The sequence below is a fragment of the Streptomyces sp. NPDC028368 genome, assembly GCF_055565615.1.
In genome coordinates, this window is the sequence record NZ_JBVHTY010000021.1 from 57,360 (window position 1) to 70,307 (window position 12,948).

17 protein-coding genes and 1 pseudogene are annotated in these 12,948 nt (G+C 72.4%); 6 read left to right on the forward strand and 12 right to left on the reverse strand.

What is annotated here, in order from left to right; genetic code table 11:
* Nucleotides 1–164: 164 nt before the first annotated feature.
* Nucleotides 165–1,205, reverse strand: coding sequence for a methyltransferase (locus ACZ4S3_RS35160; protein WP_467941938.1), 1,041 nt, complete (start codon nucleotides 1,203–1,205; stop codon nucleotides 165–167).
* Between the two features lie 219 nt (nucleotides 1,206–1,424).
* On the opposite strand from ACZ4S3_RS35160, the gene ACZ4S3_RS35165 reads away from it, so the two are divergent.
* Nucleotides 1,425–1,634, forward strand: a complete 210-nt coding sequence (locus ACZ4S3_RS35165; protein ID WP_467941940.1) for a hypothetical protein — start codon at nucleotides 1,425–1,427, stop codon at nucleotides 1,632–1,634.
* A 48-nt stretch (nucleotides 1,635–1,682) separates the two neighbouring features.
* Here ACZ4S3_RS35165 and ACZ4S3_RS35170 read toward each other — a convergent pair whose 3' ends face one another.
* Together ACZ4S3_RS35170 and ACZ4S3_RS35175 are read right to left on the reverse strand one after the other, a co-directional pair.
* On the reverse strand, nucleotides 1,683–2,123 hold the full coding sequence (locus tag ACZ4S3_RS35170; RefSeq protein WP_467941942.1) for an SPW repeat protein: 441 nt from the start codon (nucleotides 2,121–2,123) through the stop codon (nucleotides 1,683–1,685).
* A 127-nt stretch (nucleotides 2,124–2,250) separates the two neighbouring features.
* On the reverse strand, nucleotides 2,251–2,829 hold the full coding sequence (locus tag ACZ4S3_RS35175) for a histidine phosphatase family protein (protein ID WP_467941946.1): 579 nt from the start codon (nucleotides 2,827–2,829) through the stop codon (nucleotides 2,251–2,253).
* Nucleotides 2,830–3,141: 312 nt separating this feature from the next.
* Between ACZ4S3_RS35175 and ACZ4S3_RS35180 the strand changes: the two genes are divergently transcribed.
* Both ACZ4S3_RS35180 and ACZ4S3_RS35185 read left to right on the forward strand, forming a co-directional pair.
* Nucleotides 3,142–3,360, forward strand: a complete 219-nt coding sequence (locus ACZ4S3_RS35180; protein WP_467941950.1) for a CbtB domain-containing protein — start codon at nucleotides 3,142–3,144, stop codon at nucleotides 3,358–3,360.
* 14 nt (nucleotides 3,361–3,374) lie between these two features.
* Nucleotides 3,375–4,127 (forward strand): CbtA family protein, encoded by a 753-nt coding sequence (locus ACZ4S3_RS35185; RefSeq protein ID WP_467941952.1) that lies wholly within the window; start codon nucleotides 3,375–3,377, stop codon nucleotides 4,125–4,127.
* 82 nt (nucleotides 4,128–4,209) lie between these two features.
* On the opposite strand, the gene ribA is transcribed toward ACZ4S3_RS35185, so the two are convergent.
* Entirely contained in the window at nucleotides 4,210–4,863 is a 654-nt protein-coding gene (gene ribA / locus ACZ4S3_RS35190) for a GTP cyclohydrolase II (protein ID WP_467941954.1), read from the reverse strand.
* A 189-nt stretch (nucleotides 4,864–5,052) separates the two neighbouring features.
* On the opposite strand from ribA, the gene ACZ4S3_RS35195 reads away from it, so the two are divergent.
* Both ACZ4S3_RS35195 and ACZ4S3_RS35200 read left to right on the forward strand, forming a co-directional pair.
* On the forward strand, nucleotides 5,053–5,844 hold the full coding sequence (locus ACZ4S3_RS35195; protein WP_467941956.1) for a creatininase family protein: 792 nt from the start codon (nucleotides 5,053–5,055) through the stop codon (nucleotides 5,842–5,844).
* Nucleotides 5,837–6,472 (forward strand): annotated as a pseudogene (locus ACZ4S3_RS35200) (RibD family protein); the annotation flags it as partial. The gene ACZ4S3_RS35195 and the pseudogene ACZ4S3_RS35200, both read left to right, overlap by 8 nt.
* Nucleotides 6,473–6,574: 102 nt before the next feature.
* Here ACZ4S3_RS35200 and ACZ4S3_RS35205 read toward each other — a convergent pair.
* The 5 genes from ACZ4S3_RS35205 to ACZ4S3_RS35225 form a co-directional block, all read right to left on the reverse strand.
* Nucleotides 6,575–7,570 (reverse strand): lysylphosphatidylglycerol synthase transmembrane domain-containing protein, encoded by a 996-nt coding sequence (locus ACZ4S3_RS35205; RefSeq protein ID WP_467941958.1) that lies wholly within the window; start codon nucleotides 7,568–7,570, stop codon nucleotides 6,575–6,577.
* Nucleotides 7,570–8,427, reverse strand: a complete 858-nt coding sequence (locus ACZ4S3_RS35210) for a methyltransferase domain-containing protein (protein WP_467941960.1) — start codon at nucleotides 8,425–8,427, stop codon at nucleotides 7,570–7,572. Before ACZ4S3_RS35210 ends, ACZ4S3_RS35205 begins: the two co-directional genes overlap by 1 nt.
* On the reverse strand, nucleotides 8,424–9,539 hold the full coding sequence (locus ACZ4S3_RS35215; RefSeq protein WP_467941962.1) for a glycosyltransferase family 4 protein: 1,116 nt from the start codon (nucleotides 9,537–9,539) through the stop codon (nucleotides 8,424–8,426). The genes ACZ4S3_RS35210 and ACZ4S3_RS35215 overlap by 4 nt, the downstream gene beginning before the upstream one ends.
* Nucleotides 9,536–9,934, reverse strand: coding sequence for a 6-pyruvoyl trahydropterin synthase family protein (locus ACZ4S3_RS35220; protein ID WP_467941964.1), 399 nt, complete (start codon nucleotides 9,932–9,934; stop codon nucleotides 9,536–9,538). The genes ACZ4S3_RS35215 and ACZ4S3_RS35220 overlap by 4 nt, the downstream gene beginning before the upstream one ends.
* Before the next feature lie 93 nt (nucleotides 9,935–10,027).
* Nucleotides 10,028–11,044 (reverse strand): zinc-dependent alcohol dehydrogenase, encoded by a 1,017-nt coding sequence (locus ACZ4S3_RS35225; RefSeq protein ID WP_467941966.1) that lies wholly within the window; start codon nucleotides 11,042–11,044, stop codon nucleotides 10,028–10,030.
* Nucleotides 11,045–11,210: 166 nt separating this feature from the next.
* Here ACZ4S3_RS35225 and ACZ4S3_RS35230 point away from each other — a divergent pair, with 166 nt between their 5' ends.
* Nucleotides 11,211–11,924 (forward strand): CDP-alcohol phosphatidyltransferase family protein, encoded by a 714-nt coding sequence (locus ACZ4S3_RS35230; protein ID WP_467942105.1) that lies wholly within the window; start codon nucleotides 11,211–11,213, stop codon nucleotides 11,922–11,924.
* On the opposite strand, the gene ACZ4S3_RS35235 is transcribed toward ACZ4S3_RS35230, so the two are convergent.
* Genes ACZ4S3_RS35235 through ACZ4S3_RS35245 form a run of 3 tightly spaced genes read right to left on the reverse strand, consistent with a single transcriptional unit; the run spans nucleotide 11,860 to nucleotide 12,880 of the window.
* Nucleotides 11,860–12,252, reverse strand: coding sequence for a DUF6126 family protein (locus ACZ4S3_RS35235; protein WP_467941968.1), 393 nt, complete (start codon nucleotides 12,250–12,252; stop codon nucleotides 11,860–11,862). The two genes, ACZ4S3_RS35230 and ACZ4S3_RS35235, sit on opposite strands and share 65 nt — an antisense overlap.
* 32 nt (nucleotides 12,253–12,284) lie before the next feature.
* Nucleotides 12,285–12,683 (reverse strand): ArsR/SmtB family transcription factor, encoded by a 399-nt coding sequence (locus ACZ4S3_RS35240; protein ID WP_467941970.1) that lies wholly within the window; start codon nucleotides 12,681–12,683, stop codon nucleotides 12,285–12,287.
* Nucleotides 12,680–12,880, reverse strand: coding sequence for a hypothetical protein (locus ACZ4S3_RS35245; protein WP_467941972.1), 201 nt, complete (start codon nucleotides 12,878–12,880; stop codon nucleotides 12,680–12,682). The genes ACZ4S3_RS35240 and ACZ4S3_RS35245 overlap by 4 nt, the downstream gene beginning before the upstream one ends.
* Nucleotides 12,881–12,948: the final 68 nt, after the last annotated feature.

Genomic DNA, 12,948 nt, shown 5'->3' on the forward strand with positions numbered 1-12,948 from the left:
CGGGCGGGACGGCGGGACGGTCGTCCGGCGGGCCGCGCCCCAGGGAATCCGCGGCCCTGGGAATCCGCGACCCACAGTATCGATTTAACCCAATCCGCCCGCATGCCGCATATGCGAGGGTGCCCGCCGACGGCGACCGCCCCCACGCCCCGCCCGCCCGGACATCACACCGGCTCGGCCGCTATCAGGGAGAAGCGGTTGGGCTTCGGTAGCGGCGTCACGGACCGCAGGGCGAAGCCCGCACCCCGCAACAGCCGCTCGAAGTCTTCGTGGGTGCGCTCCCGGCCCCCGACATTGACCAGCATGTTGAGGTCGCTGATATAGACGACGCCGGCGGCCGAGGGGTCCACGACGGGCGGCAGCACCGGTTCGATGATCAGCAGCCGGCCGTCGTCCGGGATGACCCGGCGGCAGTGCCGGAGGATGTCCGCGCACTGCTCGTCGTTCCAGTCGTGCAACACGCTCTTGAGGAGATACAGGTCGGCGCCTTCGGGAGCCGTGGTGAAGAAGTCCCCGCTGACCAGGGAACAGCGGCCCTCCAGCCCGTCGCGCGCCAGGGTGTCGGCGGCCTGGGCGAGGCCTTCCCTGAGGTCGAAGACGATGCCGTTCAACGACGGATACGCCCGCAGGACCGCCGCGAGCAGCGTGCCGTCGCCACCGCCGATATCGGCCACGGTCGTGAACCGGCCGAAGTCGAACGCCGTCGGCACCACCGCCGCCGTGTCCCGGGTGGCCTGGCCCATCGCGGCATTGAACACGGCGGAGAGCTCCGGCGCTTCGGCGAGATGGCCGAAGAAGTCCTTGCCGAAGACCGCGTCGAAGGCCGGCTCGCCGGTCCGTACGCTGTCGTCCAGGTGCTCCCAGGACCGCAGCATGGCGGGGTCGGTGAACATCCGGATGAAGGAATACATCGACTCCGGCCCGTCGCTGCGCAGCAGGTCACCGGCCGGGGTGACGGTGAAGCGCCCCGGGGCGTTCTCGGCGAGCAGCCCCAGCCCGGCCAGCGCGCGCAGTAACCGCCCCATGGCCTGGGGCCGGGCCGCACACTCGGCCGCCAGCTCGTCCGCCGTACGCTCGCCGTCGCCGATCAGATCGACGACCCGGAGGCGGGCGGCGGCGCCCACCGTGTGTGACGCCATGGCGCCGTACGCGATCCGGGTCAGCACCTCACGGGCCTCGTCCACCGGCCGATTCTCCTGGGACATGGGGAACACCTCTCCGCTCAACGGTCTTACGGGCGGGCTCCCCGCGTTACGGGCAGGGCCGCGCAGGGCACAACAACGCCTGTGGCGTTGCGGCCGGTTGCTCGCCGCACCCGCTCTTGTTAGGGAACCCTAAGTTCTTGGGATCACCGGGGCAATGCCTCCGGCGATCCCTCCTTACGGTGCGATCACTGGCAGACTCCGGGAGGGGAGGGACGCCCTGTGTGCCCCGACGACCACCGCCAACTCGGCGACCACACCGGGCAGTTACGGCGGTGTTCCGCCTGGCTGCTGCTGGCCACCGCGCTCGCCGGCCTGGGCGCCGGCATCGCGCTGGGGCAGGGCCTGCTGATGGCGGGCGGGCTGATGCTGGCCGGGGTCGGGGGGCATCTCCTGATGCCGGACGGCCGTCGGCCCACCCACCCTCGGTGAGGGCGGGCGGGCCGACGGTCTGTCACACGCCCCGGTGCGGGGCATGCCTCATGTCGTGCGGCGGCTCTTTGCGGCCGCACCGATGCACATCGCCCCCAGCAGGAACGTGAGGGCTCCGATGATGATGTTGTTCCAGATCACGCCCGCGTCGGGGCTGCTGCCGACGATCCAGGGCGCCACAATCATCCACACGCCCATGGCGCACATCGCGCCGCTCAGGCCGTACATCCGGTCCGGCGTGACGGTGAACCCGATCGCCAGCAGGGCGATGGCTATGCCGAGGATCAGGTTGTGGGTCAGCAGAGCGGGCTGCGAGGCCGCGTAGTGGACGATCCATGGTGACGCGGCGCAGTACAGGCCGACCAGGAACACCGGCCCGTCCACGAGGATCACATCACGCCCGCCGAGAACCCGCTCGTATCGAGCCTGCATCTCAGAAACATCGGGGTGACCTGCGAGATCGCCCCTGTGGTGTGAGACGTCGGCCATGCGACTCGCCTCCTTCGCTCCGCAAGCCTGGCCGTATCGCGGCATAGGAACCGCGCACTCTTTTATTCTGCCCTTATGTCGCCTTTATGTGTAGATGGTCGACAGGTCAAGTTTGCAGGTTCCGCCGTCACCCCTGCCACAGCGGCCGCCCCAGCCCCACGTTCCAGCGCCCACCCCGGCCGCTGAGCTCGGTGACCGTGAGCGGCGGCACATCCAGCCGCCAGAAGGTCTCCACCGGGACCCGCAGGGCGCACACCACGGCGGCGCGCACCACATCCACCTCCACCACCGCGAGGACGCGCCCCGGTGCGGCGGCCAGCCGCGTGAGCCAGTCCTCGGTCCGTTCGCACAGCTGCCGCAGGGACTCCCCGCCGTGCTCCGCGAAGCCGGGGTCCGACAGCCAGGCGGACACCGCCTCCGCTTCGCTCGCGGCCACTTCGTCCAGGGTCCGGCCCCGCCAGCGGCCCATCGCACAGCCGGGCGGCCCCGGCTCGGGCGCGGGGTCCGCCGGCAGCTCGAGCTCCTCGGCCGTACGGCGGCAGCGCGCCGAGGGCGAGACGACGACGCGGCCCGCGGCCGGCCACTTTCCGGCCGCGGCACGGGCCCGCCGCAGACCGGCCTCGCTCAGCGGCCCGTCGTCGTCGAACCGCACGGCGCGCTGCGCCTCGCCCGCGGCCGGTGAGATCAACGTCACCCGAGTTGTCATGCCCTCTTCTCTCGCTGTGCATCTGCCACGGCAACGACGTCCCCGCGCAAGGGAGTTGTCCGGAAAACGCGCCCCTCCCTGCGTCTCTCCGCCCCCTCCATGGCCTTGGCTCGCCGGTCGGTTCGCGGTACCTTCCCGATGATATTGACGACGACAAGACGGAAGCCGGTGAGATCCCGGCGCGGTCGCGCCACTGTATGTCCGGTTTTGACGCAGCCCCAGGGGGGCCGGGACCGGGCGAGCCAGACCCGGCATGTCGTTACGCACTCCAACGACTAGGGACGCGAGTTCCCCCTAACAGGAGGTCCTGCCATGGCTCAGACCATCGCACCCCCGGCCGCCGGCACCGTCACCCCGGCCCCGCTGCCCCTCAAGGCAATTGCCCCCTGGGCGCTGTTCGTCGGCGTCCTGATGCTGGTCCTGCTGTACTTCATCGGCGCGGAGCAGGGCGCCACCTCGGTGCTCTCCGGCACGGACGTCCACGAGTGGGTCCACGACGGACGCCACCTCCTCGGCTTCCCCTGCCACTGATCGGACGCCGTTTCATGAACTCCGTCACCATCAGAAATCTCCTGGTGCGCGGCATGCTCGCCGGTCTGGGCGCCGGCGTCCTCTCTCTCGTCGTCGCCTATCTGCTGGGCGAGCCGAGGGTGAATGCCGCGATCGCCTTCGAGGAAGCGCACAGCCACGAGCACGAAATGGAAGTCGTCAGCCGTGGTCTGCAGTCCACGGCGGGGCTGGCGACCGGCGTGCTGGTCTACGGCGTGGCCCTGGGCGGGATCGCCGCGCTGGCCTTCTGCTTCGCGCTGGGCCGCATCGGCCGCTTCGGCCCCCGGGCCACCGCCGCGCTGCTGTCCGGCGCGGCGCTGCTCGCCGTCTACCTCGTACCGTTCCTGAAGTACCCGGCCAACCCGCCGTCCGTCGGTGACCCCGACACCATCGGCAAACGCACGGCCCTGTACTTCCTGATGATGCTGCTCGGCATTCTGCTCGCCGTCGCCGCCACGATCTTCGGCCGGCGGCTCGCTCCGAAGCTGGGCAATTGGTACGCCACGGTGGCGGCCGGCGCGGCATTCGCCGTCGCCATCGGGATCGCCTACGCCTTCCTGCCGTCCATCGACGAGGTGCCGCACGACTTCTCCGCCACCCTGCTGTGGCAGTTCCGGCTGTCGGCGATCACCATCCAGCTGGTGCTGTGGACCGCCTTCGGGCTGCTCTTCGGCCATCTCGCGGAACGCGTCGTACCGGCTCCGGTGGCCAAGGCCGAGGCCGCGCAGACGGTTACCGCGGCGTCCTGATACGCAGCGGGTCCGGATACGCAGCGAGTCCGGAGAAATACCGAGAGGGGCCCGCGACGCCGGTCGCGGGCCTCCTTCCGTGTCAGGGCAGGCCGGGAATGCCGTCGAGGTGCGGCAGGTCGTGGTCGAGCCGCTCCCTTTTCGTCCGCAGATAGCGGATGTTCTCGGCCCCGGGCGGCATCAGCAGCGGGACCTGTTCGGCGATGGTGATGCCGTGCCGCAGCAGCGCCGCGCGCTTACGCGGATTGTTCGACAGCAGCCTTACCGAACGGACGCCGAGATCCCGCAGCATCCCGGCCGCGACACCGTATTCACGGGCATCGACGGGCAGGCCGAGCGCGAGATTCGCGTCGACCGTGTCCAGCCCGTCCTCCTGCAGTTTCATCGCCCGGAGCTTGGCCAGCAGCCCTATCCCCCGCCCTTCATGGCCCTGCAGATAGACCAGAATTCCGCGCCCGGCAGCCACGATCGCCTGCAGCGCCGCGGACAATTGGTCGCCGCATTCGCAGTGTGTGGACGCGAAGACATCTCCGGTCAGGCACTCCGAATGCACCCTCGTCAGCACCGTCTCCCCCACGACATCGCCATACACCAGGGCCACTTGCTCGGTCCCGCTGCGGAGGTCGAGATAGCCGACGGCGAGAAATTCGCCGTGTGTGGTGGGGAGCCGGACCTGCACCACCCGTTCGACCTGGGTGTCGTCCTCGTCAGCGATACCGGCATCGGGGTCCGTCATGGCGCGATGGTACCGGTGTGCGGAAGCAAGGAGTGGCGGTCGCGCACATCGCGATAATTCCCGCCAACCGGCCGCCTGTTATGCCGGTTTGACGATGGTCGGCGGGGCGGGCGGAGAGCGCTGGGCGGTGCGGTCGGCCTATGCTGCGACGGCCCGGCGAATGAGCGCGACGAAAGGCCGTACCCCACCATGACCGCATCGGTACCCCGGAATGCGGCCCGTGGGCTGCTGCCGGCGGACACCACGCAGGATGTGCAGGACCGGCAGCCGCGGTTCGCCCTGCTGCCCATCGGCAGTTTCGAACAGCACGGCCCCTTCCTGCCGTTGATCACCGATACGGTCATCGCCTGCACCATCGCCGGGGAGATCGCCGCCGCCCACCCCGCGCTTCTGCTGCCGCCACTGACCATCTCCTGTTCCCACGAACACGCCGCATGGCCGGGCACGGTCAGCATTTCGGCCCGTACTCTGCATGCGGTCGTGACGGACATCGCCGATTCACTGCGCCGGTCCGGCACCGACACCTTGATTCTCGTCAACGGCCACGGCGGAAATTACGTACTCCGCAACGTGGTTCAGGAATCCGGTGGCACGGGGATACGCATGGCCCTCTTCCCCGGCTCGGCCGACTGGGACGCGGCGCGCAAGCGGGCGGGGGCGGAGACGACCTCGCACAGCGATATGCATGCGGGAGAGGCGGAAACCTCCATCCTTCTACATGCCCATCCCGAATTGGTCCGGCCCGGCCGCGCCTCGCCGGGATCGACGAATTCGGCGGAATCAGCGGAATCCGTGGACTGTGTCGCCGATGACCGCAAGCATCTGCTCACCCTCGGGATGTCGGCCTATACCGACTCCGGGGTCATCGGCCGCCCGTCGCTGGCGTCCGCCCGCAAGGGGCGGGAACTGCTGGCCGGGCTGGTCGCGGCATTCGAGGAATATGCCGCACTGTTCGGTACCGGGGCACAGACCCATGGCTGAGCTGCTCGATGCGGAAGCGGCCTGGGACCGGTTGCGCCGCATCCGTACAGCACAGGATGCCGCGGCCGCCGGTCTGGTACCGGACGGCGACGGCGGGCTGCGGTGGGGGACGGACGCCTCCCCCGAGGCGGCACGGCTGGCCGAGCGGTACCTGCCGCTCTGCCTGGCCGGTCCCCGCGTCGCGTTCGCGCAGCTCGGGCAGAGTCTGGACGGCTTCATCGCGACCCGTACCGGCGACGCCGACTACGTCACCGGGGAGGAGGACCGCCGTCATCTGCACCGGCTGCGCACGCTGGCCGACGCGGTGCTCGTGGGGGCCGGTACCGCCGTGGCGGACGATCCCCGGCTGACCGTGCGCGCCTGCGCGGGCGACAGCCCGGTGCGGGTGGTGCTCGATCCGCGCGGCCGGGTGCCGCGGCGGCGCCAGGTGTTCACGGATGGCGCGGCGCCGACGGTGTGGGTGACGGGACCGGAGGGGGCCGGGCCCGCGCCCGAGGGGGTCGATGTGCTGGTGCTGCCGGACGCCGAAGCGTTCGCCCCGCACCGCCTCCTGGACACCCTGGCGCGGCGCGGCCTCGGCAGGGTGCTGGTCGAGGGCGGCGGCGTCACCGTGTCGCGGTTCCTGCGGGAGAAGGCGCTGCACCGGCTGTATCTCACCGTCGCCCCGGTGCTGCTCGGCGACGGCGTGCCCGGCCTGCGGTTTCCCGGTACGCCGGTGATGCGGGACGCGCTACGGCCGCCGCTGCGGCGGACCCTGCTCGGCGAGGACACGCTCTTCGAGCTCGAGCTCCGGGCGCCCGGGGCGCAGTCCGGCGGCCCAGCGGACGAGCAGCACTCCGGCGCCCGGCAGGCTCGCGGCGAAGGCGAGGACCCCGTAGACAACGGCCGTGGTGAGCCCCTGCGCCGCGCCTAGCCCGGCGGCGCCGAACGCCCAGGCCGCGACGCCTTCCCGCGGGCCCCAGCCGCCGATGTTCAGCGGCAGCGCCATGGCCAGCAGCGCCAGCACCACCAGCGGGACCAGCTCGGCCGGCGGCGCTGCGACTCCGGCCACCCGGGCGGCGAGCAGAAACATCCCGAGGTATCCCGCCAGGACCACCGCGGACGAGAACGCCACGCCCGGCCAGCTGCCGCGCGCGAACAGGGCCCGGCGCGCCTCGGCCAGCGTCGCGCGTACGGCCCGCGCTCCCCGCGAGGCGCCGCGGCTCCAGCAGGCGACGGCGATGGCCAGTGCGGTCACCACGGCCGCCGTGATCACCGCTCCGGGCGAACTCAGGAACCGGCCCACCTGGCCAAGGGCCGGGGAGGGCCGCACCAGCAGCACCACCGCACCGGCCGCCAACAGGGCGAGCTGGCCCGCGGCCCGTTCCAGGACGACGGCGCGCACGCCGCGCCCCAGGTCGTGGGCGCTGCGGCCGTGGCGTACCGCGCGGTGTACGTCACCCAGCACGCCGCCGGGCAGCGCGGCGTTGAGGAACAGGGCGCGGTAGTAGTCCGCGACGGCCCGGCCGAGCGGCAGCCGCAGACCCAGGCCGCGTGCCACCAGGCACCAGCGCCAGGCGCTGAACACGGTGGTCAGCAGGCCGATGCCCACAGCGGCCAGCAGCGTGGCGGCGTCGATCCTGCGCAGGCCTTCCAGGAAGGCACCGGATCCCAGGTGCCACAGCAGCACCGCGAGGATGCCCAGTCCGCCGAGCATCCTCAGCCACGCCCAGACGGACCGTTGCATCACACGGTCCCGGGGCGCGGCCGGGGCAGTGCCAGGAGGTCCGTGTGGTGCACGGTGACGCTCAACTCCCCCGCCGCGCACTCCGCCAGCCGCCGTCGCAGATACGGGACGGCGCGGGGTCCCAGCTCCGGCCGCTGCTCGCGGGCGGCGGCCACCCAGCCGCCCAGCCAGGCGGCGGTGAGCGCGGACTGTCGGGCACCGAGCCGCCAGGGGCTGGTGTGCGTCACGACCGTCGCGCCGCACCCTTCGAACGCCGCTGTGGCCGCCGCGACCGCGTCCGGCCCGAGCAGGCACCGGCCACCGTCCGTGCGGCGCTGATGGTCGTTGAAGGCGGCGGCGATCTCGCCGTCGAGCGGATCGTACGGAGCGAGCTCGACGCGTCCCGCGACGGACAGCGTGAGCAGGGCGGGACAGCCGGCGCCGGCACAGGCCTCGGCGAGCCCCGCCACCTCGTCGCGGGTGAGCAGGTCCAGCAGCGCGGAAGCGGTGACCAGCGAGGTCCCGGCGAGCGCCGTGGCGGTGAGGTGGGCGAGGTCGCCGTGCTCGGTGGTGGCCGTAACGGCGCTTCCGTCCGCGGCCGCCGGGGGCATCCCGGCCGCGGCGCGCAGGAGCAGCGCGGGATCGTGGTCGTACAGAACCCAGTGCTGGGGACCGGGCAGCCGGGCGGCGAGCCAGCGGGCCATGGATCCGGTGCCACAGCCCACATCGCGGATCACCGGCCCGCCGGGGCCCCCGGCCTGGGCGGGCAGTGCGGCGCGCAGGGGGCCCAGCAGCTCGGGCGCGCGGGCGGCGGCGTCGGCGGGCTCCCGCAACTCCAGCCATTCCGGGGCGAACCGGGGCCGCTCGGCGGCGCTCATGCCGCCGCCCCCGGCTCGTGCCGAAGCCGATCCAGCACCCCCGCCAGACTCTGCGACGTCATCTCCCACCCCTCCAGCATGGCACGCCGCCCGCGCGCCGAGATCTTCAGCCGGTGCCGCAATTCCCGGTCCCCGAGCCAGCCGCGCAGCGCGGCGGGGAGCGCCGCCGGGTCATCGGACGGTACGAGGAGACCCGGCACGCTGCCGTCGGGGGCGCGCCCGACGGCCTCCGGGACGCCGTCCACGGCCGTTGCCATGACCGGAATCCCTCGTGCCAGCGCCTCGGTGACGACCATCCCGTAGGTCTCGGCGTACGACGCCAGCACCAGGAGATCGGCCGCCGCGTACCTCGCCTCCAGCTCCGCGCCCGTCCGCGGCCCGACGAAACGCAGTCGGTCCCCCATCCCCAACTGCTCGTTCTTTTCCCGCAGTTGGGCGACATATCGGGGATTGCCGCGCACCCCTCCCACGCATTCGCAGCTCCAGGGCAGGTCGGCGATGGTGGCGAGGGCATCCATCAGGCGGTGCTGCCCCTTGCGCGGGACGACCGCGGCGACACACAACAGCCGGGTGGCGCCGTCCGTCCCGGGCGCGAGGGGCGCGGCGTCGGCACCGGGCGCGGCGACATGGACCCGGGCGGCATCGAGCCCGTGCTGCGCCACGAGCCGCCGGGCGGCCCACCGGCTCGTGGCCACCACCTCCCGTACGGCATGCAGGGTGCGGCGCTCCCGGGCCTCGAGGTCCCGGGCCAGGGCGGGGGCGAGGCCGGTCTCGTCACCCAGCGGCAGATGCACCAGTACGGCCATCCGCAGCCGTTCGGCCTCGGGGGCGATGATCTCCGGGACGCCGCAGGCGACCAGACCGTCCAGGAGGACCAGGGCACCTGCCGGCAACGCGGCCAGCTCCCGCGCCAGTTCCCTGCGGGCCGCCGGGTCCGGCCGCGGCCAGCTCCCGCGCACGGTGTGCGGGCGCACCCGCCACCCGGCCGCCGGGAGCTCGCGGCACACCCGGCGGTCGTAGGTGTTGCCACCACTGGGCGTGGCGGGGTCATCGATATCGCCGGGCAGGACGAAGTGCAGCACACGCCGCGCGCCCGGCCCGGTGCCGCTCACAGCGTGCGCTCGTATGTCGCCCAGGCGATGTGCGACTCATGCAACGTGACGGATATACCGGTCAGTTCGCGGGCGCTCTCGCCGAGGTTTCCGGCCCGGACGCGGTCGGCGAGCCGGTCGGCGATCACCTTGGCCAGGGCCTCGGTCGAGGTGTTGATGCCCGCGAAGGCGGGCTCGTCATCGAGGTTGCGGTAGTTCAACTCGCCGATCACCCCGCCGAGTTCCTGGGTGGCCAGACCGATGTCGACGACGATGTTGTCGGCGTCCAGCTCGGCGCGGCGGAAGGTGGCGTCCACGACGAACGTCGCGCCGTGCAGGCGCTGCGCGGGCCCGAAGACCGCGCCGCGGAAGCTGTGGGCGACCATCAGGTGATCGCGGACGGTGATGCTGAACAAGGTGGTCCTCCGGTGGTGTCGGACGGGGGGTGGCGCGTGGGGGGCACGTGGGGGGGGTGACGCATGCGGGCGGCCGGGCCGGGGCCATGGGCGCTACGGGCCGGTCGCCGCCGCCGAGTCCCCGGCCGCGTCCCCTTCCCCGTACCGGATGCGGTGACACAACGCCGGGAGGTCGCCCGTCGCGAGCCGGGGCAGCACCCGTGGCAGGTCCTCGAAGGGGGATTCGCCGGTGATCAGCGCGTCGAAGGCGGGGTCGGCGAGCAGGTCGAGGGCGAGCGTGAGCCGGTCGGCGAAGGTGCGGCGGGCGCGCCGGGCCGGGGAGACGGCGCCCACCTGGCTGCTGCGGACGACCAGCCGGCGGGAGTGGAAGGCCTCCCCCAGCGGGAGGCTGACCCGCCGGTCGCCGTACCAGCTCAGCTCGATGACCGTGCCCTCCGGGGCGAGCAGTTCGAGCGAACGGGTCAGGCCCGTCTCGGTGGCGCTGGCGTGCACGACGAGATCACAGTCGCCCAGCGCGTCCGCGGGCAGCGCGAATTCGACGCCCAGCGCCCTGGCCGTCGCCGCTCGTGCGGGGTCCGCGTCGACGAGCTGCACCCGGACCGCCGGGTAGCGGGCGAGCAGGGCGGCGACGCTGCACCCGATCATTCCGGCGCCGACCACCGCGATCCGGTCCCCGACCAGCGGCGCCGCGTCCCACAGGGCGTTCACCGCGGTCTCCACCGTGCCGGCCAGCACGGCCCGTGCCGCGGGGACGGTGTCCGGCACGGGGAGGACGGCGCTCGCCGGGACGACGTAGCGCGTCTGATGCGGATAGAGACAGAAAACCGTACGGCCGAGCAGCGCCGGCGGCCCTTCTTCCACGACCCCGACGCTGAGATAGCCGTATTTGACGGGACCCGGGAACTCACCGTCCTGGAACGGCGCCCGCATCATGGCGTACTGGCTCTCAGGCACCCCGCCACGGAAGACCAGGCTCTCCGTCCCGCGGCTCACCCCGGAACACACCGCGCGCACCAGCACCTCGTCGTCACCGGGCCTCGGCAGTGCCACCTCGCGGATCTCGCCCTGACCTGGGGATGCGACCCAGAAGGCATGGGCGAGGCGCGGCATCGGGACCCTCCTGGACGCTACGGCGATGGTTCATGAATGCTGGGGATCATGATGACGCCGTTACCATACGCGGCAGTCATCGACTCCGCCATACGTCCCGGGAGGCCTGGTGGCCGTACACGATCCGTACGACATAAGGTCCTTCGGGCCGGACACCACGGCGGGCATGGGCGTACAGCTGCTGGTGCTGGAAGTCCTGTGCCGGGCGGCCGGTCTGGGAACCACCGGATGGCTGACGGGCTCCACCTTCGCCGTGGTCACCTGGGCCCTGCTCACCCTCGCCCTGCGCCGGTCATGGGTGGGGCCGTTCGGCCCGGCCAACCGCGTCACGCTGATCCGGGCGATCCTCGTCGGGGGCGTGACGGCCCTGGTGGCGGACTCCTTCGCGCACCGGGTACCGGTCGCGGTGCTGGTCGCACTCGCCACCGTGGCGCTGATCCTGGACGCCGTCGACGGGCATGTGGCCCGGCGCACGGGAACGGCGACAGCCCTGGGCGCCCGCTTCGACATGGAGGTCGACGCGTTCCTCATCCTGGTGCTCGCCATTTACGTCGCGATGCCGCTGGGCGCGTGGGTACTGGTCATCGGCCTCATGCGCTACGCCTTCGTCGCGGCGTCCTGGGTGCTGCCGTGGCTGCGCGGCGACTTGCCGCACAGCATGGCCCGCAAGGCCGTGGCCGCGCTCCAGGGCATCGTCCTGGTGGTGGCCGGCGCCGGAATCGTGCCGACGGCGTGGGCGTTCCTCGCCGTCGGCATCGCACTGGCGCTGCTCGTGTGGTCGTTCGGGCGCGATATCGCGTGGCTGTGGCGGACCGCTAAGTCCCCGCGTGCCGCCCCAAGTAGACAACCAGTGCCAGGAACAGGATCAGGAGCTGGCTGACGAGGATGGAGAGCAACACCCTCTGCCACACGCTGCGCTGGATCGTGCGGTGCGGTACATGGACCGCACCGGGCAGCCGCGCCAGCTGGCGGCCGGGGCGGACGGCGGTGGTGCTGCCGCGCCGGGCGCCACAGCGCGGTGACATCCGGTGGCGGGCGGCGAACTCCGGGCAGCCGCGGCCGTGTCCGGGTGCGGTTCTCAGCGAGCCCCGTCGGTGGTGGCGGCCGCGGCAGGGCCGGGTGGTGCCCGGCCCGGTGGCCGACGGTATGCAGGTGCGGGAGCGGACCGCCCGCCAGGGCGGCGGCCCTTTACGCCTCGCTGCGGCCATGCGCGATCACCCCTCGGGGCGGAGCACGTACGTCACGACACCGCCCCCACGCTGTCGGCCGCCGCTGCCTTGCCGACCGTCCGTACGGCGCCGTCCTCGGCCTCCCGTAGTGCGGCGAGCAGCGCATCCCGGCCGGTGAGCACATCGGTCAGCACCCGGCGGGCGGCGCGCAGCAGCTCCGCGACGTCGCCTCCGGCGAGCTCGTAGACGACGGTGGAGCCGCTGCGGGTGGCCGTCACGATGCCCGAGCGGCGCAGCACCGCAAGCTGCTGGGAGAGCGCGGACGGCTCCACCTCGATCGCGGAGAGCAGGCTGCGCACCGGCAGCGGACCCTCCTGGAGCAGTTCCAGCACCCGGATGCGGACCGGGTGTCCCAGCATCCGGAAGAATTCGGCCTTCGCCTGATAGAGCGGAACCCATGCGCCACTCATGCCGGCGCCTCGCTCTGCGGGTCGGCCCCGGGGCCGCCGTCCGGGTCGACGCCGACGTTGCGGGCCACCCGCAGCGCGTCGTCCAGCTCGTCCTCCGCCACGGCCAGGGCATAGGCGTCGTCGGCTGTCCGCGCCGCCGTGACGGCGGCACGCGCCGCTCGCACCCGTTCTCGTACCGACTCGGCGAAACCGCCCACGCATGCCCTCCGCGTCCAGGCCGACCGGCCGTCGCGTCATCTGTTGAATTGCGGAATTCTGCAACTGT